The organism is Bradyrhizobium sp. SZCCHNS30572 (assembly GCF_032484415.1).
GTDB lineage: Bacteria > Pseudomonadota > Alphaproteobacteria > Rhizobiales > Xanthobacteraceae > Bradyrhizobium.
Genome location: NZ_JAUESY010000010.1, coordinates 23,059 through 45,222, shown reverse-complemented (window position 1 = coordinate 45,222; position 22,164 = coordinate 23,059). Strand labels below are relative to the sequence as shown.

20 protein-coding genes and 1 tRNA gene are annotated in these 22,164 nt (G+C 65.4%); 8 read left to right on the top strand and 13 right to left on the bottom strand.

Going from position 1 to position 22,164, the window contains the following annotated elements; genetic code table 11:
• The 7 genes from QX048_RS27315 to QX048_RS27285 form a co-directional block, all read right to left on the bottom strand.
• Window positions 1–1,653, bottom strand: coding sequence for an ABC transporter ATP-binding protein (locus tag QX048_RS27315; RefSeq protein WP_315827312.1), 1,653 nt, complete (start codon window positions 1,651–1,653; stop codon window positions 1–3).
• Window positions 1,654–2,508, bottom strand: a complete 855-nt coding sequence (locus tag QX048_RS27310) for an ABC transporter permease (RefSeq protein ID WP_315714614.1) — start codon at window positions 2,506–2,508, stop codon at window positions 1,654–1,656. It lies immediately after the preceding gene.
• The gene (locus QX048_RS27305) at window positions 2,505–3,455 is read right to left on the bottom strand and encodes an ABC transporter permease (RefSeq protein WP_315827311.1); all 951 of its coding nucleotides are present in this window, start codon (window positions 3,453–3,455) and stop codon (window positions 2,505–2,507) included. Before QX048_RS27305 ends, QX048_RS27310 begins: the two co-directional genes overlap by 4 nt.
• 82 nt (window positions 3,456–3,537) lie before the next feature.
• Window positions 3,538–5,145 (bottom strand): ABC transporter substrate-binding protein, encoded by a 1,608-nt coding sequence (locus QX048_RS27300; RefSeq protein WP_315827310.1) that lies wholly within the window; start codon window positions 5,143–5,145, stop codon window positions 3,538–3,540.
• 50 nt (window positions 5,146–5,195) lie between these two features.
• Entirely contained in the window at window positions 5,196–5,915 is a 720-nt protein-coding gene (locus QX048_RS27295) for an HAD-IA family hydrolase (protein ID WP_315714617.1), read from the bottom strand.
• 156 nt (window positions 5,916–6,071) lie between these two features.
• Window positions 6,072–7,448: an aspartate aminotransferase family protein gene (locus QX048_RS27290; protein WP_315749522.1), complete on the bottom strand. Its 1,377-nt coding sequence runs from the start codon at window positions 7,446–7,448 to the stop codon at window positions 6,072–6,074.
• A gap of 13 nt (window positions 7,449–7,461) precedes the next feature.
• A complete protein-coding gene (locus tag QX048_RS27285; RefSeq protein WP_315749520.1) occupies window positions 7,462–8,304 on the bottom strand; it encodes a GNAT family N-acetyltransferase in 843 nt (280 codons plus the stop codon).
• Window positions 8,305–8,473: 169 nt separating this feature from the next.
• On the opposite strand from QX048_RS27285, the gene QX048_RS27280 reads away from it, so the two are divergent.
• Both QX048_RS27280 and QX048_RS27275 read left to right on the top strand, forming a co-directional pair.
• Entirely contained in the window at window positions 8,474–9,142 is a 669-nt protein-coding gene (locus QX048_RS27280; protein ID WP_315749518.1) for a haloacid dehalogenase type II, read from the top strand.
• A 14-nt stretch (window positions 9,143–9,156) separates the two neighbouring features.
• Window positions 9,157–10,431 (top strand): FAD-binding oxidoreductase, encoded by a 1,275-nt coding sequence (locus QX048_RS27275; protein WP_315749516.1) that lies wholly within the window; start codon window positions 9,157–9,159, stop codon window positions 10,429–10,431.
• 21 nt (window positions 10,432–10,452) lie between these two features.
• Here the strand turns inward: QX048_RS27275 and QX048_RS27270 are convergent, their stop codons facing one another.
• A complete protein-coding gene (locus tag QX048_RS27270; protein WP_315749515.1) occupies window positions 10,453–11,376 on the bottom strand; it encodes a glyoxylate/hydroxypyruvate reductase A in 924 nt (307 codons plus the stop codon).
• A gap of 215 nt (window positions 11,377–11,591) precedes the next feature.
• Here QX048_RS27270 and QX048_RS27265 point away from each other — a divergent pair, with 215 nt between their 5' ends.
• Both QX048_RS27265 and QX048_RS27260 read left to right on the top strand, forming a co-directional pair.
• The gene (locus QX048_RS27265) at window positions 11,592–12,488 is read left to right on the top strand and encodes a GNAT family N-acetyltransferase (RefSeq protein ID WP_315749513.1); all 897 of its coding nucleotides are present in this window, start codon (window positions 11,592–11,594) and stop codon (window positions 12,486–12,488) included.
• Between the two features lie 130 nt (window positions 12,489–12,618).
• The gene (locus tag QX048_RS27260; RefSeq protein ID WP_315714970.1) at window positions 12,619–13,056 is read left to right on the top strand and encodes a DeoR/GlpR family DNA-binding transcription regulator; all 438 of its coding nucleotides are present in this window, start codon (window positions 12,619–12,621) and stop codon (window positions 13,054–13,056) included.
• 203 nt (window positions 13,057–13,259) lie between these two features.
• On the opposite strand, the gene QX048_RS27255 is transcribed toward QX048_RS27260, so the two are convergent.
• Window positions 13,260–13,526, bottom strand: a complete 267-nt coding sequence (locus tag QX048_RS27255; protein WP_315827309.1) for a hypothetical protein — start codon at window positions 13,524–13,526, stop codon at window positions 13,260–13,262.
• 866 nt (window positions 13,527–14,392) lie between these two features.
• Here QX048_RS27255 and QX048_RS27250 point away from each other — a divergent pair.
• Together QX048_RS27250 and QX048_RS27245 are read left to right on the top strand one after the other, a co-directional pair.
• A complete protein-coding gene (locus QX048_RS27250) occupies window positions 14,393–14,671 on the top strand; it encodes a hypothetical protein (protein ID WP_315827308.1) in 279 nt (92 codons plus the stop codon).
• Window positions 14,652–15,110 (top strand): hypothetical protein, encoded by a 459-nt coding sequence (locus tag QX048_RS27245; RefSeq protein ID WP_315827307.1) that lies wholly within the window; start codon window positions 14,652–14,654, stop codon window positions 15,108–15,110. Before QX048_RS27250 ends, QX048_RS27245 begins: the two co-directional genes overlap by 20 nt.
• Before the next feature lie 57 nt (window positions 15,111–15,167).
• Here the strand turns inward: QX048_RS27245 and QX048_RS27240 are convergent.
• The 3 genes from QX048_RS27240 to QX048_RS27230 form a co-directional block, all read right to left on the bottom strand.
• Window positions 15,168–15,241 (bottom strand) — tRNA-Gly (locus QX048_RS27240).
• Window positions 15,242–15,666: 425 nt separating this feature from the next.
• Window positions 15,667–16,275 carry a TMEM175 family protein gene (locus tag QX048_RS27235; RefSeq protein ID WP_315828402.1) on the bottom strand — a complete coding sequence of 203 codons (609 nt, stop codon included), beginning with the start codon at window positions 16,273–16,275 and terminating at the stop codon, window positions 15,667–15,669.
• A gap of 158 nt (window positions 16,276–16,433) precedes the next feature.
• A complete protein-coding gene (locus QX048_RS27230) occupies window positions 16,434–17,225 on the bottom strand; it encodes a hypothetical protein (RefSeq protein WP_315828403.1) in 792 nt (263 codons plus the stop codon).
• A gap of 372 nt (window positions 17,226–17,597) precedes the next feature.
• Between QX048_RS27230 and QX048_RS27225 the strand changes: the two genes are divergently transcribed.
• The gene (locus QX048_RS27225; RefSeq protein ID WP_315828404.1) at window positions 17,598–19,487 is read left to right on the top strand and encodes an acyltransferase family protein; all 1,890 of its coding nucleotides are present in this window, start codon (window positions 17,598–17,600) and stop codon (window positions 19,485–19,487) included.
• Window positions 19,488–19,493: 6 nt separating this feature from the next.
• Here the strand turns inward: QX048_RS27225 and QX048_RS27220 are convergent, their stop codons facing one another.
• The gene (locus QX048_RS27220) at window positions 19,494–21,392 is read right to left on the bottom strand and encodes an acyltransferase family protein (RefSeq protein WP_315828405.1); all 1,899 of its coding nucleotides are present in this window, start codon (window positions 21,390–21,392) and stop codon (window positions 19,494–19,496) included.
• 234 nt (window positions 21,393–21,626) lie between these two features.
• On the opposite strand from QX048_RS27220, the gene QX048_RS27215 reads away from it, so the two are divergent.
• Window positions 21,627–22,097, top strand: coding sequence for a hypothetical protein (locus QX048_RS27215; protein ID WP_409999290.1), 471 nt, complete (start codon window positions 21,627–21,629; stop codon window positions 22,095–22,097).
• Window positions 22,098–22,164: the final 67 nt, after the last annotated feature.

Here is a 22,164-nt window from a genome sequence, read left to right as displayed (position 1 = left end):
TCAGCGCTGGCAGTATTCGCGGACCTGCTCGGGATCCTGGCGCAGATTGTCGAGCCAGGCGGGATCGAGCTTCGGCACCGACGACAGCAGGAGCTTCGTGTAGGGATGCTCCGGCCGCGCCATGGCCTCGGGCGTGATTTGCTCGATCTTGCGGCCGCGATACATCACGACGATATCGTCGCAGATCGCCTCGACCACCGACAGATCGTGGCTGATGAAGACATAAGCGAGATCGAGCTCGCGCTGCAGCTCCTTGAGCAGATCGATGACCGCCGCGGCGACGACGGTGTCGAGCGCGGAGGTGATCTCGTCGCAGATGATGAGCTTGGGATCGGCGGCCAGCGCGCGGGCGAAGTTGACGCGCTGCTTCTGTCCCCCCGAGAGCTCGCCCGGACGGCGCAGCCGCAGGCTGCGGGGCAGCTTCACCATGTCGAGCAGCTGATCGATGCGGGCGCTGCGGTGCTGGCGCGGCATGCCGTGATAGAATGTCAGCGGCCGCCCCAGAATGTCCTCGACCGTATGCGCCGGGTTCAGCGCCGTGTCGGCATGCTGGAACACGATCTGCACCTGGCGGAGCTGGTCCGCATCGCGGCTGCGCGCGCTGCGCCCGAGCTCGCGGCCGTCGAACACGACGCCGCCCGCAAACGGCGGCAGGATGCCGGCGATGGCGCGGGCGAGCGTCGACTTGCCGCAGCCGGATTCGCCGATGATGCCGAGATTGCGTCCGCGCGCGACGCGCAGGCTGACGTTCTCGACGGCCACGATCGCGGGCAGGCCGTCCGAGCGCAGCGGACCGTAGCCGACCGACACCTCGTGCACTTCGAGCAATGCCTCGGCCGCCACGGACGCCTCCGCTCGCGGTTCATGATGCGGCGCGATGGCGGCGAGCAGCTGGCGCGTATAGGGGTGCTGCGCGCGCTCGAGAATGTCGGCGGTCGTCCCGCTCTCCTGCACCTCGCCATTGCGCAGCACGACGATGCGGTCGGCGATCTGGGCGACGACGGCGAGATCATGCGACACGTAGATGCCGGCGATGCGATGCGCCGAGATCACCGACTTGAACGCGCGCAGCACCTCGACCTGGGTGGTGACGTCGAGCGCCGTGGTCGGCTCGTCGAAGATCAGCACCTTCGGGCTCGCGATCAGCGCCATCGCCGCGGCGAGCCGCTGCAGCTGGCCGCCCGACACCTGGTGCGGATAGCGCTCGCCGATCGTGTCGGGGTTGGGCAGCGACAGCGCACGGAACAGCGCCGCGGCCTTGCTGCGCGCCTCCTCCACCGGCATCACGCCGTGGATGCGCACGACCTCGATGACCTGATCCATGATGCGGATTGCCGGATTGAACGCCGCGGCGGCGCTCTGCGGCACATAGGCGATCTTGGCGCCGCGCACGGCCGCCTTGTCCTTCTCCGAGAGTGTCACCATGTCGACGCCATCGACCGTGACCGAGCCGCCGACGATCTGGCAGCCGGCCCGCGCATAGCCCATCAGGCTCATCGCGATGGTGGTCTTGCCGGAGCCGCTCTCGCCGATCAGCGCGACGATCTCGCCTTCGGCGATGTCGAGATCGACGCCCCTGATGATCTCGATAGTGCGGCCGGAATCGGTGGTCGCCTCGACGCGAAGATCGCGGATCTGCACCAGGCTCGTCATCTACGACGCCTCCCGGTCGCGGATCTTGGTCGGCAGATTGTCGATCAGGAGATTGACGGCGATGGTGAGGCTTGCGATCGCCAGCGACGGGAAGATCACGGCCGGCGCGGCATAGGGCAGCCCGCCGATGTTCTCGCGCACCAGCGCGCCCCAATCGGCATAAGGCGGCCGCACGCCCAGGCCGAGAAAGGACATTCCGGACAGCAGCAGCACGATGAACACGAAGCGCAGGCCAAGATCGACCAGCACCGGGCCGATGATGTTGGGCAGGATCTCGGCGCGGATCAAATAGAACAGGCTCTCGCCGCGGATCCGAGCCACCGTGACGAAATCCATGGTGTTGATGTTGACCGCGAGCGCGCGGGCGAAGCGGTAGGCGCCGGGAATGTAGATCACCGCCATGGTCACGATCAGCACCGGGATCGACGAGCCGACCGCGGCGACGACGACGAGGCTGAACAGCTTGCTCGGAATCGAGCTCAACGCGTCGAGCAGCCGGCTCAGCACCATGTCGACGACCCCGCCGGTGATCGCCGCAATCATGCCGAGCGTGACGCCCGACACGCCGGCGATGATCACGGAGGCCACCGAAATGCCGAGCGTATAGCGCGCGCCCATCAGGATGCGCGAGGTCATGTCGCGTCCGAGATAGTCGGAGCCCAGCCACAGCTCGCGGCTCATGGGGCCGAAATAATCGGTGTCGACGATGTCGCCGATCGGATGCGGAATGATGGAGGGCGCGACGAACGCCACGACGATCCAGAACGCCACGATCAGCGCCCCGGCAACCCCGACAGCGTTGATGCGGTAACCGAAGCGCGGGGTTCGCGAGGCGGATTTCGCGGCGCTCGTCATCGCAGCCTCGGATTGGACAGGATGGCGATGATGTCGGCCGTGGTGGTCAGCAGCAGGAAGCCGAAGCAGAAGATGATGGCGCAGCTCTGGATCAGCGGCAGGTCGCGGGTCGACACCGCGTCGACCATCAGCTTGGCGATGCCGGGATAGTTGAAGACGGTCTCGATGATGATGACGCCACCCAGGAGATAGGACAATGACAAGGCCACCGCATTCACGATCGGGCCGAGCGCATTGGGCAGCGCATGGCGGAGCACCAGACGGCTGCGCGAGGCGCCCTTCAAGAGCGCCATCTCGACATAGGGCGTGTTCAAGGTCTCGATCACGGCCGCCCGGCTCATCCGGATCATCTGCGCCGAGATCACGATGGTTAGCGTCACGACCGGCATCGCATAGGCGCGGGCGAAATCATACGCGGTGCGGATCTCGCTGATGAAGGACACCGCCGGCAGCCAATTAAGATAGACAGCGAACACAAGCACAGCGAGGGTCGCGATCATGAACTCCGGCACCGACACGATGCCGATGACGGCGATGGTCAGACAGCGATCATACAGCGTGTTGCGCAGCATCGCCGCGGTGATGCCGAGAGTCAGCGCCAGCGGCACCGCGACGGTCGCGGTGAGGCCGGCGAGCTTGAGGGTGTTGACGAGGCGCCCGCCGATCAGCTTCGCGACTGGCATGTTGTTGGCATATGACACGCCGAGATCGCCCTGCACGACGCCGGGCAGCCAGCGCAGGAAACGGAAAATGGCGGGATCATCGAGATGCATCGCCTTGCGCAGCCCCTCGACCGCCTCGGGGGTCGCGGCCTGGCCGAGCAAGATCGTCGCGGTGTCGCCCGGCAGCATCGCGGTGGCGAAGAAGACGGCGAATGAGACAATGATCGCGGTGACCAGCGCGATCGCCAGCCGGGCCAGGATGAGGGATGCGATCCGATGTTTCAAACTTTGGGTCCGCGAGCCTGATCAGATCATGGTCATCGCGGCGCCGCCCCGAGTGACCGGCGCCACGCGACTCAGACAACATTCACGAATCGAGCCAGACATACTCGGCGAAGGCATATCCCATCATGCCGCCGAGCGGGCTGGGCTCCAAGCCCTTCAGTCTCGACGAGGTGGCATCGATATTGGAGATGTACGCCGGAATGATGGTGCCCGCCTCCTCCGCGATCATCGCCTGCATCTCGGCATACATCTGCTTGCGCTTGGCCTGGTCGAGCAGGCCGCGCGCCTCGAGCATCATCTTGTCGAACCTCTCGGACTTGAAGCGGCTCTCGTTCCACGGCGCCTCGGAGGCATAGAGCAGCGAGAACAGGATGTCCGGCGTCGGGCGCGGATTGATGTTGCCGAAATGGACCGGCGCCTTCAGCCAGTAATTGTCCCAATAGCCGTCCGAGGGAACGCGCTGCACGTCCAGCGTCAGGCCGATCGCCGCCGCCGAGGCCTGGATCACCATGGCCATCTCGATCGCCGAGTTCGCCGCTTCCGAGGTCACGACCGGGATCGACGTGCCGAGCACGCCGGCCTTCTGGAACAGCGATTTTGCCTTGTCCGGATCGAACGGCTTGGGCTTGAGGTCGGGGTTGTGGAAGAAATTCGCCGGCGAGACCGGCTGGTCGTTGCCGACGACGCCGAAGCCACGCAGCACCGACTTGACGATCTGCTCGCGGTTCACCAGGTGCTTCATGCCGTCGATGAAGTCCTTCTTGTTGCCCGGCGCCATGTCGAGACGGATGTTGAGGTCGGTGTAGTTGCCGGTCGTCGATTTCGACAGCGCGATCCCCTCCTTGCCCTCGATCAGCCGGAGCGAGCGCGGGTTGATGCTGGCGGCGAGCTGGATGTCGCCGGAGAGCAGCGCGTTGACGCGCGCATTCTCCTCCGTGATCGCGATGAACTCGATCTGATCGAGATAGGGGCCGTCCTTGAAATAGTTCTTGTTGCGTACGCCGATGGAGCGGACGCCCGGCTCGAACGCCTCGCGGACGAAAGCGCCGGTGCCGTTGCCCTTGGAGAAATCGGTGGTGCCGTCAGCGACGATCATGAAGTGATGCAGCGCCAGGATCATCGGCAGGTCGGCGTTGGGGCTCGCCAGCGCGATCTCGACGGTGGTCTTGTCGACCGCCTTGAAGCCGGTCATCTGCGCCGCGATCTTGGCGACCTTGGAGCCTGTCGCCTTGTCGAGATGCCGCTTCAGCGAGAACACGACGTCGTCGGCCGTCAGCGGCTTGCCGTCGTGGAAGGTGACGCCCTTCTTGAGCTTCACGGTCCAGGTCTGCGCATCCTGGGACTCGACGGATTCGGCGAGCTCCATCTGCGCCGCGCCGCTCTTATCGAGCGTGGTGAGCCGATTGTAGAACGAGCAGCAGCGCACATAGTCGGTCGAGAAAGACGCCTTGGCCGGATCGAGCGTGTCGGCCGTCGAGGTGGACCAGCCAGCCGCCTTGATCGAGCCGCCCTTCTTCGGCGTGGCCGCGAATGCGCGCTCGGCGCGACCGAGGATGGTGCTGCCGGAAGCGAGCGCGACGCCATTGGCGAGCATCATCTTCAGGAGATCCCGGCGCGAGGCGCCGCGCCGGATTGCCGCCTCGACCAGCACATCGTCACTCGGAGTCCAGTTGGTGATCCCTTTGCTCATGTCATCCGTCCCCTGTTCGATCCGGCAGAATGAAAATCGTCAGTCGCACATCATTTGGCAGGCACCTGGTCCACCGCGTCGGCCAGCTCGGCCATCGAATGGAAGTGGAAATCCGGCTTGGTGAAGGACGCCGGCGCGATGGTGCCGCCATAGCCCTGCTTGTCGTGGCGCCGCTCGATCCAGCAATTGATGACGCCGAGCTGCCGGGAGATGCCGATGTCGTGATACTGGCTCTGCGCCACATGCAGGATCTGTGACGTCGAGCCGCCGTCACGTTCGATGAAATCGAACACCTGAGTGAAGAAGGCGGGATCCGGCTTCTCCGTCCCGGTGTCGTCGACCGTGAAGCTCGCGTAGAACGGCGAGCCCAGCTCGCGCTCGAAATGATCCAGTGCCCAGCGCCGCGCATTGGTCATCGCGATCAGCTTGTAGCGCCGGGCGAGACGCGCCATGGCGGCGGCGCTGTCCGGGAAGGCCTTCCAGCGTGCGGCGGAGTCGCGGAAGCGCTCGCCGAGCGCGGTCTGCCTGGGCAGATCGAGTTGTGGTGCGATGATGTCATAGACCCGGACGAGATCATCCGGAAAGCGGTCGGCGTCCGCCGCGTAGCGTGCCGCGCGGTACAGGCTCAGCGCCTGCTCACCGTCGATTGCCTTGTTTGCTTCCGCCGCGATCTCGCCGAGGCTCGAGACGATCCCGCTTTCGAAGTCGATCAGCGTGCCGACCACGTCGAAGGTCAGGTACCTGAATTGAGCAAGATCGAGCTTGGTCATTCTGTGAGGCCCTTCCGCGTCATCGGTCCTAGTGTGAAGCCGGGTTCCGGCGAAAACTTCCGAATTGCGAGGACCCGACGGCAGAAAATTGCGAATAGGAGGAGCCGCCGACATATCGGCCCTGCTGCACACGCACCGATATGCCCGTGCCCACCTTCACGCCATGGCCTCGCGGACGTCCGGATCGGCCAGGGTCTGATCCAGCGTCCGTGCGGTGCGTTCGAGGATGGCATCGATGTCCGCGTCGCTGCAGCACAGCGGCGGCGCGTAGCCGAGCACCCCTGTCGGGAAGGCACGGATGACGAGGCCGTTGGCCCAGGCGCGATCGAAGATGCGGCGCGACGGCTCGGCGCTCGCCGGCAGCGGCGTCTTCTTCTCCTTGTCGGTCACGAGCTCGATGGCCGCCAGCAGGCCACGGCCGCGCACCTCGCCCACCAACGGATGGTCCTGCAGCGCGCGCAGGCCCGCCATCAGCCGCGCACCCGCCCGCCGGCCATTCTCCAGCAAGCCATTCTCATAGAGATCAAGCACGGCAAGGCCGACCGCCGCGCTCACCGGATGCGCCGAATAGGTATAGCCGTGCCCAACGGCCGAAGAACCTGCGCCATCGGCAATAACGCCATAGACATGATCGGACATCAGCACCGCGCCCATTGGGACGTAGCCGGAGGTCAGACCCTTCGCGACGGTCATGAAGTCCGGGACGATGTCGTCATCTGTGCAGGCGAACAGCGGTCCGGTACGACCGAAGCCGGTGATCACCTCGTCGGCGACGAACAGGATGCCGTGCCGCCGGCAGCGCTCGCGCATCGCCTTCATCCAGCCGTCCGGCGGCACCAGCACGCCGCCCGAGCCCTGGATCGGCTCGGCATAGAACGCGGCCACCCGTTCGGGACCGCCGACCTCGGCAATCTTGGCTTCGAGGGCCGCGAGCGAGGCCACGATGACGGCGTCGGGATCGCTGCCAACGGGGTTGCGGTACGAATAGTGCGACGGGATCTTGTGCTGCCAGTTCAGTGGCACGCCGAAATTGGCGTGGAAGGCCGGCAGCGCCGTGAGTCCTGCACCGACCGTCGACGAGCCGTGATAGCCCTGCTGCAGCGTGATGAACTGATCGCGCTGCGGCTGCCCCCTCGCGTGCCAATAGTAATGGATGAAGCGGACCGTGCTGTCGACGGCGTCCGAGCCGCCAAGCGTGAAATAGACGTGGTTGAGATCACCCGGCGCGCGCTCGGCGAGCGCGGCCGCGAGCCGGATGGCCGGCTCCGAGGCGAGGCTAAAATAGCCGGTGGCATAAGGCAGCTCGCGCATCTGCCTCGCCGCCGCCTCGACGATGCTCTCATGGCCATAGCCGGCATTGACGCACCACAGCCCGGCGAAGCCGTCGACCAGTTGATGGCCCGAGGCATCGGTCACGATCGCACCCTTGGCGGATTTCAGGACCCGCGCGCCGGCGGCCTCGTGTCCGCGATAGGACGCGACCGGATGCACCAGATGGGCGCGATCGAGTTCGATGAGCGAGTTGCTGAGCATGATGATCTCCGGTTCAGCCGAACGCCTGGCTGGCCAAGGCAAATGATGTCGGGGCGCGCCGCCTCGTGTGACCAGCGGCCGGCCCATGCATGACGATGCCGCCGCCGACATGATCGAGGCCCAAGCTGCCCAGCCATGGTGCGAGTCCCGTCTCGCTGCCGGTGTCGACGCGGATGAACTTGCCCTGTCGCCCAGCGAGGAAATGCGCGACGAGCGACTTGGCGTCCTCGCTACTGAAAGCGACCACGGGGCCAATCACGAGACCGCGGCCGAAGTGACGCAGCGCGGCGAACCCCGCCGCACGGCCCTGGCGCTCCAACACCGCGAACTCTCCGATGGATGCGATATGGGCTATCAGGTCGCGGCGATCCGCGCCAAAGGCCGCGATGTCGAGTGCCGTGATGACGGCGATGTCGTCGGGCGTGGCCGCACGCACGGCGTCGGGCTGTGCGACAGCTTCCGCGAGATGTCCCTGATGCTGCACGATCTCACCGCTGCGGCGGAAGCCGAGCTTCTCATAGAGCTGCAGTCCATCTTCTGTCGCGACGAGCTGCAACCGCCGCTCACCGGCGAGCGCCATCGCCTGCTGCATCAGGCACCGTCCGAGCCCCTTCCCCCGCTCCGCCTCGTCGACAATGACCATGTTGATGGTCCCGGCATCCTGGCCATACGGCGTCATCAGCACGGTGCCGATCACGCGACCGTCCGCCGCGACCGCCACGCAGCCCTTGCTCAGCGCAAGCGCCATCTGCCAGTCCTCGCGACGATGCGGCCAGCGGACCTGCTGCGACAGCCGCGTCGCTGCATCCAGGTGCTCCCCGCTGAAAGCTCTGAAGCTCGCGGCGTCGGACGTCATGTCATGCACTCCCATCTGCACCGGAGTCTGGGCGAGCGGCCCCCGGCAGATCGTCTGAAGGCGATGATGCCGACAACATCTTCCGCCGCCGAACCGGGGCAAAGCCGCATCTTATGCTGGCGGGGCGGCCTATCATCGGACGTCGAGACCACGACCGGCATGAGGATCCATGAGCCGCTTTCGCCCGAAATACGTGACCTTCGACTGCCACGGCACGCTGATCAATTTCGAGATGGCCGAGGCCGCACGCGATCTCTACAGCGCACAGCTCTCCGAGTCGGCGATGACGGAGTTCGTGAAGGTCTTCTCGGCCTACCGCCTCGATGAAGTCCTCGGCGCGTGGAAGCCCTATGCCGAGGTCGTCAGCAACGCCCTGGCGCGCAGCTGCCGCAAGATCGGCATCCCCTTCAAGCCCGAGGATGCCGAGATGGTGTATCAGCGCGTGCCGACCTGGGGTCCACATCCGGACGTACCGGCGGGTCTCGCCAAGGTGGCCAAGGAGATCCCGCTGGTCATCCTCTCCAACGCCATGAACGTGCAGATCCCCTCGAACGTCGTCAGGCTCGGCGCGCCGTTCCATGCCGTGTTCACGGCGGAACAGGCGCAGGCCTACAAACCGCGGATGCGCGCCTTCGAATACATGTTCGACATGCTCGGCTGCGGCCCCGAGGACATCACGCACTGCTCCTCCTCATTCCGCTACGACCTGATGACCGCGCACGATCTCGGCATCACCAACAAGGTCTGGGTCAACCGCGGCCACGAGCCGGCCAATCCCTATTACGGCTACACCGAGATCAAGACCATTTCCGAGCTGCCCGGCGTGTTCGGCCTGTAAGCAGAGTGCCCGCGATGAAATATGTCTCCTACTGGCGCGACACGGCGACCGCATTTTCCGGCGGCCATAGCGGGCCCGTGGAGGGGCATTACGACGTCGCGGTGATCGGCGGCGGCTTCACCGGGCTCGGCGCGGCACTGCAGCTCGCCAAGGCCGGGGCCAAGGTGATCGTGCTCGAAGCCGATCAGGTCGGCTCGGGCGCGTCGGGACGCAATGGCGGGCATCTCAACAACGGGCTGGCGCACAGCTATCCGGCCGCGAAGGCCGAGCTCGGCACCCTGCGCGCGATCGCGCTCTACAAAGCGTTCGACGAGTCGATCGACACGCTCGAGCGCCTGATCGCGGAAGAAAACATCGCTTGCGGTTTCCGCCGCTCCGGCAAGCTCAAGCTGGCATCCAAGCCTGGCCATTTCGCGGGGATCGCGACGAACTTCGAGGCGATCCACCGCGAGGTCGATCCCGACACGGCGCTGCTCTCGCCGGCCGAGCTGAAATCCGAGATCGGCTCGCCCTTTCACGGCGGCATGCTGTTCAAGAAGAGCGCGATGATGCACATGGGCTGCTTCGCCGCGGGCCTCGCCTCTGCCGCGAGTCGCCGCGGCGCCGTCATTGTCGAGCAAGCCGCCGTCACTGAACGGGTGCAGGACACCAAGCACTTTCGCCTCACCACGGCCAAGGGGACGGTGAGCGCCGAGCAGGTGCTGCTCGCCACCGGCGCCACCACGCCGGCGAGCTTCAGCTATTTCCGCCGCCGCATCATTGCCGTCGGCAGCTTCATCATCGCGACGCGGCCGCTGACGGAGGCCGAGGCGGCCTCGGTGCTGCCGGGCCACCGCACCTACGTCACCTCCATGAACATCGGCAACTACTTCCGCCTGTCGCCGGACAATCGCCTGATCTTCGGCGGCCGCGCGCGCTTCTCGGCGACATCGGATCAGCAGTCCGATGCGAGGAGCGGCGCGATCCTGCGCGCGGCGATGGAGCGGATGTTCCCGCAGCTTGCCGGCATCGACATCGACTATTGCTGGGGCGGCCTCGTCGACATGACCGCCGACCGTTATCCGCGCGCCGGTCGCCAGGGCGGGCTGTGGTACGCGATGGGCTATTCGGGTCACGGCGCGCAGCTCTCGACCCATCTCGGCATGATCATGGCCGATGCGATGCTCGGCCGGCCCGACCGCAATCCGATGAAGGACGCCGGCTGGCCGGTCGTGCCAGGCCATTACGGCAAGCCCTGGTTCCTGCCGTTCGTCGGCGCGTATTACAAGACCCTGGACTGGATCCGCTGAGCCGTGACGGCGCGACCGCGATCAGTAGCCGCGGCTGCGGTCGACGAGGCCGACCGGATCGAGCCCGGCGCGGTGTCGCTTGATGTTCGCGGCGACCGCGAGCGCCGCTGCTTCCGGCTGCGTGACGCTGGCGACATGCGGCGTGATCAGGACGCGCGGATGCCGCCACAACGGGTGATCCGTCGGCAGCGGCTCGGGATCGGTCACATCAAGCACGGCGTCCGCGAGATGCCCGGAGTCAAGTGCTCCGAGCAACGCCGCCTGGTCGAGCTGCGCGCCGCGGCCGGTCTGCACCAGCGAAGCGCCTCGCGGGAGCTTGGCGAGCAGTTCGGCATTGAGCAGGCCGCGCGTCTCCTCCGTCAGCGGCAGCAGGCAGACCAAGATGTCTGTCACCGCGAGCAGCGCATCGAGGCCGTCGGCGCCATGGTACGTAGTCACGCCGTCGATCGCGTGCCGGCTGCGGCTCCAGCCCGAGAGCGGAAAGCCGAACGGCTTGAGCCGCTCCAGCACCGCGCGGCCGAGCAGCCCGAGGCCGAGCACGCCGATGCGCCGCACATGTGCCTGCGGCTGCGGGATAGCGCGCCAGAGCTGCTGCCGCTGCTGATCGAAATAGACGGTCCAATTCCGGTGCAGCGCCAGCACGGCCAGTGTCACGTATTCCTGCATCATCCTCACGATGCCGTCCTCGACCATGCGGACGATCTTGACGCTCGCCGGCACCGACGCGGCGCTGAACTGATCGATGCCGGCGCCGATCGAGAACAGGATCTCGATATTGCGATAGGCGCCGAGGTCCGGCGGCACCAGCCAGGTGATCATGTAGCGGACTTCATCGGCATCGACCTGCGCCGGATCGATTTCGAACGGAAGATCCGGAATCTCACGCGCAAGCACCTCGCGAAAGATCGCGCCGCGCGTGCCATCGGAGTTGAACAGGAAGGTCATGCGGTCATCCCAGCGGCCGATCTGGCTCGTCGCGCCTCCGATCATGGCGGTCGCGGCCTGCGTTACGTGCCGAATACAGGGCAGGATTGAGAAGAATGTTGCGAAGTTCGCCCGCAGGCGCCTCAATATGCGGAGGTGACGACAGCATGGTCGCTCTCGACCTCATCGAGGCTGGGTGACGCGTGGCGGGCGGAACGAAGACAGGGACAGCGTGCATGGACAATCCGGACGTCGAATCGCGAATCGTCGACGTGTTCGAGATGCGCCTCGCCGACATCGACAGCGTCGACCTCGCGCAGTTGCTCGCCTTGTCGATCGCCGTCCAATGGCCCCATCGGGAGGAGGATTGGCAATTCATGCGCAGCATCGGCCGCGGCGTCGTCGCGCTCGATGAGATCGGTCGGGCCCTCGGATCCGCCATGTGGTTTCCCTACAGCGACGGCTTTGCTGCGGTTGGGATGGTCATCACCTCGCCGCGGCTGCAGGCCCTTGGCACCGGGCAATGGCTGATGCATCGGGTGATGGCCGAATGCGGCGGTCGGACGCTGCGCCTCAACGCCACGCGCGCCGCCTATCGCCTCTACCGATCTCTCGATTTCAAGCGTGAGCAGACTCTGTTTCAGTGTCAGGGTGAGGCGATTGCCTCGGACGCGGCGCCGGCCGAAGCGGGAAATATTCGCGTGCTGATGGAGGCAGACCTGCCGGCGCTGATCGAACTCGACGCGGCTGCTTATGGCGTCCGGCGAGCCGGGCTGATGACCGGACTGTTTCACCAGTCGCGCAGCTTTGGGCTGTTTCGCGCGGGGCGGCTGGAGACGTTCGCGATGTGCCGGCGGTTCGGACGCGGACATGTCGCGGGGCCGGTGGTCGCATCCTGCGACAGCGACGCGATCGCCGTGTTGGCGCCGCACGTGGCAGCTCACGAAGGCCAGTTCCTCAGGCTCGACACTCATCGAGCGACAGGAGAGTTCCGCGACTTTCTCGCGCGGTCGGGGCTCGCTCTCTTCGATGCCGTCACCACGATGTCGCTGCGGAACGACGTGAAGGGTGCCTTCCTGCGCGGCAACGACCAGCCGAAGATCTACGGCGTCGTCAGTCAGGCCTTCGGCTAGCCCCTGCGTCCCGGAACAGAGCGCGGACCAAGCCCTCAGTCTCCAACTATCAAAACTGCGGAGCCCTCCCGATCTGTCGCCGGCGGCACCCTTGCTACACTGATCCGTTTCCTCGCTATGATTCGCTACACTGCGTTCGACGATGTCCCTCTCAGTGATCTGCTATTCGATGAACGTGGCGGCGCTGGCGACGCGACGTCCTGCCACGCAGCTGATGCTGATGGGCGGGCTCTATCATCCCTCGTCGCAATCCTTCTCATCGGAGGAAGGCCTGTCCTATTTGCGCAAGCTCGGCATCAACAAGGCCTTCATCTCGGCGGGCGGCGTACATGCGAATAGGGGCGCGAGCTGCTCGAACTTTCATGAGACGGCGGTCAAGCAGGCGGCCATCGCAACGGCGATCGAAAGCATTCTGGTCGCCGATGCGAGCAAGCTCGACAGCCTGAAGCCGGCCTTCTTCGCCGACCTCCATGCGTTTTCCAGGATCATCATTGGCGGGGCCGTATCGCGTGAGCACCGCAAGCCGTTCAAGCATCTCCCGGTCGAGTATGTAACCAGGACCGACTGAGGAAGCCGCTTCGCGCCCTGCAAATTGGCGCGCTTCTGAGGTCGCCGCGACCGAGACGCGTGGGGCGGGGCGGGGTTCGCGGTGTAGCGGCACGCCATCGCCATGCGCAACTGAGATACATGGTCAATGACGGCCCCGTCGCCATGTATCCGGCGCAAACGCTTTCCGCCAGGCGCTGCGGGCTGCTTAAGGGGAACGACTGCTCAAGCGGTCGCGAGGCGCGCCTTACCAACTCGCAAATTTGAAAAGATGCCTCCAAAGAACTGCTGGTTATTGGGAAGCATTTCCACGGTGCAGAAAATCGGTGCCATAAAATTGCGCCCGAGATCGCCGACACGAGGATCGGGTTGACGGTCTTCTGAGTTTTGCGTGGCGTCTACGTCGATATCGATCGCGGACTTTACAGTTTCAAGCATAACTCCGACTTTTAACTTCGGCGGATGGCTCGTCGTGACTTCCGGAATACTCATGGTGGACAAAAGCCGACCATCCACGTTTTGGATGGGCTGTTTGCCGGCGATGCTTGGCCATAAAACACCAGCGCGCGCAAATATTACATCATGGTACGGCTACCCGGACTGCAATCGCGGATCGGGCTGAAGGAACGCACAAAATCGCTCGAGAAGGACGGTGTCCGAGCTCAATTGAGGCCGACCGAACCCAATTGGGTACGGCTATCGAGCGAATTTACTGGTACGCCTGAGCCGCTCGGCTCTTCATCGAAGCGGCGTGTAAGGCAAGCGGCTTGCCGTTGCCCTTCCCCCTATCGAACCGCCTTGCCTTAAAGGGCGATGCCTCCGAACGCGGCCGCACCAGTTTCGCACCAGAAACGAACTGAACAAACCGCGACAGGCGCTATCAACATTGGGCAAAAATGCTGCAAAATCAATAAACCTATTCAATCTCCTCCCGCTCATAACGGTCTGGTTACAGGTTCGACCTTTGGTGAACAAGCAACAATAAATTCGGCAGCCAAACGGCACCGCCCCGCGGGGCTCTTGCTGAAGGTTCTGCAAATTCGGCAGGGTGAAAATCGACAAGATTGCCGAATGCGAAAAATGTCGGTGATCCTTCCTTTTTGCTTGCCGCAGCATCCAATTGTACGATGTGCCTTCGACGACTATTTTGCTTAGGCATCGCAAATTGCAGTATTTCCAGATGAACAAGTCCTCCGACCTGCTTTGATTGGCGGGTACGCGAAGACCACAGACTGAAGCCCGCAAATTGCCCTTGTAGATGAGTCCAGAAGAAGCGAATCTACGGGTGGCGCGCGTGGCGGACCGGCGGCAAGGCCTTGGCAGCGTCGCCTCCCAATGCGGTCGGAACGCTCGATTGGATGTTTGCCGAATACCGCTCTGATCGCCGCTACGCCAAGCTCGATCCTAAGTCCAAGCGTAATCACGAGGTCGGATTCAAGCTTGTCGGCGGCTACGTCCTGAAAGATGGCAAGCGACTGGGCGAGAAGCGCCTCACCGCAATCGATACGGCACTGACCGACGACCGCTGCCCTGATCGGCTGGGAATGGCTCCAGCGCGAGACAGACGTCTTTGCGACTTTCGACGTGTCGCATTATCGCCCGAAAGGGCGCCCGAATATGGTCCGCATCATCGATGAGAAGACTAGGCAGAAGGGCTGGATATCGCTGTTCGACGATGCAGGTGCACCGGTTTATCCCAAGTTGATGGCGGAGCTCGACGCCATCAAACGCGACCGCATCGGCGGCCTAATGCTGTGCCGGGATTGGGGCGAGCGCGGACCATGGCCGACATGGCCGAAGCCGGATCAGCCGGATTTCACGCACGTGAGCCGCAAGGTCAAAGAAGTCATCCGTGCTGCTGGCCTTCGCGATGAATTGTCGTTCACATCGGTCCGGCATGGCGGCTTTACTGAAGGTGGCGACGCCGAACTGACTGACCGCGAGATGCTGGCACAGGGCCGGCACACGACGGTGAAGGTGCTGCCAAAGTACACCACGCGCACGACGCGGCAGATCGTCAACGGCGCCAAAAAGCGGCGGGCAGCTCGAACAAAAGAAGGACATTTGTCCGAATGAGCATCAGCCTGCTTGTCCGAATGGAAAGCTGACGGCGCGACAAGTGCCTGAAATCGTTGGAGCGGGTGAAGGGAATCGAACCCTCGTATTCAGCTTGGAAGGCTGCTGCTCTACCATTGAGCTACACCCGCATTGGGCGTTCCCTAACATGGTCCGCGGCGGGTCTCAACCTCTTCGGGGCGAGGTTTCGAAGCGGATGGGTGCCGGATCCGGCCTGACGGAACGGCCCGAAGCGATCGCAGCGCGCGACATCGAGACTGCGGCGCGGCACGCCCGCGGCGGCCCGGTTCCGTAATCGGCCCCCCTACCCTCGCCGCCCGGACCGTCCTATATTGGCGTTACCATCAACAACGAAAGGAGGTGATCCAGTGTCTTTCACCAAGCGCTGTCACCTCGCTGGGATCGCCCGCTGAGCGGCTCTTCATGAGCGACGTTTGAGGGCGTGATTCGTCAGCGGATTGCGCCATCGCGGCTCGGCAACGGGGCGGTCTCGGCCCTGGACCAGCGAGTTCAAGAACGGAAGCGCGGCGGGTCTCACGGCCCGCCGCGTCTTTTTTTATGGCAACTCCGCCTGCTCGCCGGCCGACGGCGCCGGGCTGCGGACGAACCGCCGCGCCAGGAAGCCGCCGAAGCCGAGCATCCAGAAATACTGCACATACTCCGGTGCAAGCGCTGCGATCACGATGCCCGGCACGAACACGGTGACGGGAAAGATCGCGCCGGCGATCTCGGCATGGCGGCCGCTTGGAAGCGCGAGCCACCACAGCGCGGCGTTCAGCGACGCAATGATCGTCAGATGCAGGCCATAGAGGACGGCCACCGCGCTGCTCAGCCTGTAGCCGCCGTAGAGCCCGTTGGTCACCGGCAGCAGCACGATCGACAACAGGAAGAACAGATTCAGGATGACCACGGGCCGGCCCGCGAACGGCTGCCGGGCCAGCCGCCGGTGGTGGCTGATCCAGAACACGCCGGCGATGATGAAGCTGAGGACCAGCCCGGCAAGCCGCCCGGAATAGGTATGCACCAGGTCGATCCAACCCGGCATATGCGCGAAATTGGGCTTCGGCAGGTCGTAGGCGAGAAGCGTCATCGCAACACCGAAGATGGTGTTGGAGAGCGATTCCAGCCGGCGCATCTCGAACAGGTCGGACTGAGGCTCTGCCATGTCGAATCGGAAGCAACCGCGGCGAGGAACAGAGATGAGGACTCACCTTCTATAGCAGCTCCGGCGCCGCGCCGCCCGACTTCGCTGCCGCCCTTGGGCGGCAGGCTGTCACGTCACTCGCCACCCTCCAGACTAAACCGGCCCTCGAGCGTCAGCCCTCACCGGCAGGCATAGATGTGGCCATCGAAGCCGCGATAGCTGTGCGTCGCCGGATTATAGCTGCGGAATTGGACGCAGGCCGGCAGTCCCGCGGTGCGCAGTCGCGGCCTGCCCTCCGCCTGCAGCCGGGCCGAGGCCGTGGTTGCGGTGGCGGGCCTCGCGATCACGATCATCGGCCGGCTGGCGACCATGCGCGATGTCCTCCCGGCATCCTTGACCGCTGCATCCCTGGCGGCGACCACAACGGCCTGCGCCTGGGCCGCCTTGCCGGACGACGGCTTGCCCGATGAGGCGCCGGCTGGCGATGGCGTCGTCCCAGGCGGATTGGCCGCGGCCGTCTTGGCAGAGGACGGCTTGGCAGAGGGCGGCTTGTTCGCTGGCGCCAGCGCCGATGGCGATTTCACGGACGGCTTGGTCAGGGAGGGCTTGCCGGCGACTGGCTCTGCTACGGCGACCTTCTGAGCCGCATCCTGCGTGTCCGCAACTGCGGCCTGCTTCGGCTCAGCCGACGCGGCGGGTGTCGTCGCAACCGCCTCCGCAGCCGCGGCAGGCTTGACCTCGGGACCGGCCGAAATGTCGGCGCTGGCCGCCTGGCTCGGAACGGACGGCGCGGGATTGACCGACGCGGTCTTGTCGTCGGCTGGGGTCTTGTCCTCGGCGACCGGCGCCTCAGCCGGCTTCTTGATCAGCTTCTTGCATTCCAGCGGGAACACCAGCTCGCCCGATGCCGTCAACCCGATCGGCTCGCATCCGCCGAACGGCCCGCTCTCCTTGCCCTGATCCTTGGCCACCTCGCCTGCGGATGGTGAGGAGCCGCCCGGCTCGGCGCTTCGCGCAAGCGAAACGCCAACCGCAACCTGAAATAGAACAACGCCGCACAACAATCCGGCCCGGCCGGCCTTCCGCCCCAATGTACGCATGACACGCTCGCTCGACGCATGAACTCCGACAAGGCCATCACGCCATTGAGGCAAGTCTGTGAAGGCAAGCCGCGGATTCCCGCTGCGGTGTCAATTCGATGGCATTGTGTCCTGTCTGCACGACCAACGGTGCCGCAGGAATCCCTCAATACGGTTGCAATCGGAGCCTACCAGGGTCGCCTGCGTGCAGTGACCGTCGGGGATTGACGGCCGCCGCCAGATGCGAGCGTCCGGACAGCCCCCTTGAGCGCAACCGACTATCGTCCCGACATCGACTGCCTGCGCGGCTTCGCAGTGATCTCTGTGATCGCGTTCCACTACGACATCTCGCCGTTTCGCAGCGGCTATGTCGGCGTCGACATGTTCTTCGTCATCTCGGGCTTCCTGATCACGCGGATCATTCATGCGGAGGTGCGGAGCGGAACATTCTCGTTCGCCGCATTCTACCGGCGCCGTGCCCGGCGCATCCTGCCCGCCGCCTTCGCGATGCTGTGCGTCACCCTGCTCGGCGCCAGCGTGATCCTGTTGCCGCGGGATGCGGTCTCCGTGGCGCAACAGGCGCTGGCCGTCCTCGTCTTCTGCTCCAATATCCTGCTGTGGTCGCAGCAGGGCTATTTCGACGCCGCCGCCATCACCAAGCCGCTGCTGCACACCTGGTCGCTCGGAGTAGAGGAGCAGTATTATCTGCTGTTTCCCACACTGGCGCTCGCCGCCTTCACGCTGCGGCGGTCGCTGATGCTTGCGAGCTTCGCCACGGTCTGCGCGACCTCGTTCCTGCTCTGCGTGATCCAGACCCGGCTGCAGCCCGCCGCCGCGTTCTTTCTGTTGCCGGCCCGGGTCTGGGAGCTCGCGCTCGGCGCGCTGCTGGCCGTGGAAGCCCTGCCGGCGCCGCAAAGCCAATGGCTCAGGATCACGGTGGCCGCGCTGGGCTGGATCGCGCTCGGCGCCGCCGTCAACCTGTTCTCGCCGCACACGCCCTATCCCGGCACGGCCGCGCTGCTGCCGTGCCTCGGCGCCGCCGCCGTGATCTGGGCCAATCCGCCCCCGAGCAAGGCCGTGCTGACCGCGGTCAAACCGATGATCACAATCGGGCTGTGGTCCTACTCGCTCTATCTCTGGCACTGGCCCGTCGTCTCGCTGGCGACGGCGGTCTGGGGTCCGCCGAGCTCGATCGCGGACAAGCTGGCGCTGCTCGGAGCCTGCACCGTGCTGGCGCTGACGAGCTTCCATCTGATCGAGCAGCCGGCGAGGCGTGCGCAGTCGCCGATCGCGGCGCGCGCGCTGGTCGCGAGCGCATCGGTCGTGCTGCTGGCCTCGCTCTCGATCATCGGACTTGCCGGCTTTCCCGCCCGCTTCTCGCCGCAGGAGCGGGCGCTGGCGGAATTCATCAGCTACGATCATAAGTCCGCCTACGAGAGCGGCACCTGCTTCCTCGATCCGGGCCAGACGTTCGCGGCGTTGCAGCCGTCATGCCTTGCCAAAGGGCAGCGCCCGCGCATCCTGGTGTGGGGCGACAGCCACGCCGCTCACCTCATCCATGGCCTGACGCGAGCCATGCCCCAGGCCTCGCTGCTGCGCGCCAGCCTTGCGCAATGCATCCCTCACGCCGAAGCGGGCCAGTCCGCCGCCTGCATGGATTTCAACCGCCGGCTGCCTCGGCTGGTGCGCGAGCTCACGCCCGACATCGTCGTGCTGTCGGGCAATTGGACACGCACCGCGATGACGCCGGCCGCACAGGCCAGCCTGCTCGCCACGATCAACGCGATTGCGGACACCGGCAGCAGGGTGGTGGTGGTCGGGCCGAGCCCGCAATTCGATCGTCCGCTGCCGCATTTGCTCATCGCGGCGAAGCGCTTTGGCGTCGGGACCGACGGGCACATGCTGGATCTGCTCGGCGAGGTCGACGACTTCATGCGCACGCTGCTGGCGAACGTGGCGCAGACCGAATACGTGTCGCCGCTCGCGCTGCTGTGTCCGGCGGGAGATTGCGTGCTCCAGACCTCCGACGGCGCGCCGCTCGCCTGGGACGATGGTCACCTCACGGCGCAGGGCTCGGAGCTCGCAGGCGCACGGATCGTCGCGGCGTCGCCGGCATTGGCCGCAGCCGCAAGCGCCGCAGCCGACAGCGAATAGCGCCACCTAATCATCCGACAGGAAACTCGCGAACACCGGCGCAGCGCGCTCGCCCATCCGCTGGGCCCCTGCCACGGTGAAGTGACCGGCATCCTGGAACAACCACACGCCTCCCTCCACGACCGGGCAATCCCGGTCGCAATAGACCTCCGAGGGCCTGAGCAGCGTCACCTTGGCGAGCGGCCTGATCGCCTCCGACAGGACGGCGTCGATGACACGGTTGGTCGCGATCGCCTCGCTCTTCGGCACGGCATCGCACGGCTTGGCGGGCGCGTGCCAGCGCGGCCCCGGCAGCATGCGCAACTGATCGAAGGCGCAATTCACCGGACGAACCTGGCCGCCGACGACGAGGAAATGCCGGCCGGGCCGGTCGAGCAGACGGATGGTCTCGGCGAGATGACCGGCGACCGCGGCGTTGCGGGCCCGCGCTGCCGGCCCTTCGCCGAGGTCGAGATAATGCTGCCACGCCTGCCCGATCACGACGAAATCGGCCTGCGACTGCCGGATCCGCGGCAGCTCGCTGTCGCGCAGCTCGGCGCAGACCTGGGCGCGAGGTCCCTCGGCGGTGAGCCCCGCGAGGGTGGGACATCCGCTCATGGTGGACACGTGCCCGATCATGCCGCGCGCCTTCAGCGTCGCATCGAGCGCGGCGACATATTGCTGGACATAGGAATCGCCGAGCAGCTCGACGCCGCGCGTGCCCTCGAGATCGCCGAACGCGCACAGACGGCCGACGGTGCGACCGCATTTGTTGAGGCCGAAGCCCTGCAGCTGGAACAGCGCGAGCTGATCGTCGGGCAGCCGCGACACGACGCCATTGGCGCGGAACGTCACATGGGTGAGCGCGGCACCGACGATGAGCACGGTCGCAAAGCTCGCCACCTGCGCGCCCCTCGGCCACGGCAGCCGCCGCAGCGGCCGCTCGACGATGACGAACATCAGCGTGGTCAGCACCGCCATCAGCGCGAGCTGCGCCGCCAGTCCCGCCGCGGTCTGCGCCGCATCGCCGAAGATGAAGCGGACGAAGAAGATCACGGGCCAGTGCACGAGATAGAGCGAATAGGACGCAGCGCCGACGGCGCGAACCGGGCGAGCCATCACCAGCGACGTCGGGGCATTGGCCGCGATGATGACGGCTGTGGCGATGCAGGGCAGCAGCGCGGCGACGCCTGCCTGGAATTGATAGCAGCCGATGAGGAGAAGGCTGCCGAACAACAGAACGTCGCCGCAGGCGGCGGCGAGAGAGCGTGCGCGCGGCGACGCTGCCAGCCGGGCCTCGAGCGGAATGGCGAGCGCGCCGAGGGCGAATTCGAACACCCGGAACGGCGTCAGGAAGAACACGGCGTCCGGATCGCGCGATGACCAGAGTGTGGCCGCGGCAAGGGACAACAACCCGATCGCGGCAATGGCACCGAACACATGCCGGCGCGTGCCGAGCCACATCAGCAGCAGCGGCGCCAGCGCGTAGAATTGAACCTCCGCCGACAGCGACCACAGGTGCAGCAGCGGCAACTGATCCGCGCTCGGCGCGAAATAGGCGCTGGCCTCGCGCCAATATTGGATGTTTGCGATCGAGAGCAGGCCGTGTGTCGCCTCCTTGGCGAGCTGGCGCAGGGCTTCCGGCGACAGGAAGAGCCAGCCGACCGCGAACGTGGCCGCAATGGTCACAACCAGCGCCGGCAGGATGCGCCGTGCCCGCCGCAGATAGAAGTCCGACAGCGAGAAGCGCCGCGCGGCGACATCGCGCAGGATCTGCCCAGTGATGAGATAGCCGGAGATGACTAAGAAGATGTCGACGCCGGCATAGCCGGCCTCGAAGCCGGTGATCCTCAGATGGAAGAGAATGACGATGACGACGGCGATTGCCCGAAGGGCATCGATGTCAGCCCGATGACTGCGTTCCAATGTCGTCCACTCCGCGCATTCCTCGAGGCGGACGAGTTGCGCAGACACGGATGGCAACAGCGGGAAACAGTCATGACGTCATCGGACCCATCCGATGACACCGCGCGGGCGATGCTATGGCGGACGTGAAGGAAGTTTGCTGAAGTCGGCCGCAAGTTCGGCAATCCGTTGAACGATCGGCTCGAATACGGCAATCTGGCGACGCTGAGGGACAATGCGGGGCTGAGGACGGTGATGAACCTGTTGCGAGGAGAATGGCGGGGAGCGTTCGTGGGAATAGCCGTCGCGGCGCTGCTGGCGGCGGCCACCGCAGCCTCGGCGCAAGCCCAGACGCCTGCTCCCGCGCCCGGTCCCGCTCAGACCACGGTCGAGCGCAACGCCAAGGGCGTCGCCGGCAAGCCGATCCAGGTCGGCATCTATCTCAACGTCCAGCCCGACTGCTCATCCGGGCCCCTTCCCGCCATCCGCCTTGTGTCGCCGCCCGGCAACGGCACCGTCACGATCAAGCGCGGCAAGGTCAGCGCCACCAACTACAAGCAGTGCCTCGCCCTGGAAGTGCCGGGCTTCATCGCCTTCTATCAGTCGAAGGCCGACTTCGCCGGCACCGACACGGTGACGCTCGAGGTCAAGTTCCCGCAGGGCCGCACCGAAGTGCAGCGGATCATGATCAACGTCGGCGTCGGGCCGGCAGGGCAGAAGATCTGAGCCGCAGCGCATCGGCGCGCCGCCGCCTCCAGCCATGAAAAAGGGCCGCCTCATGGGCGGCCCTTTG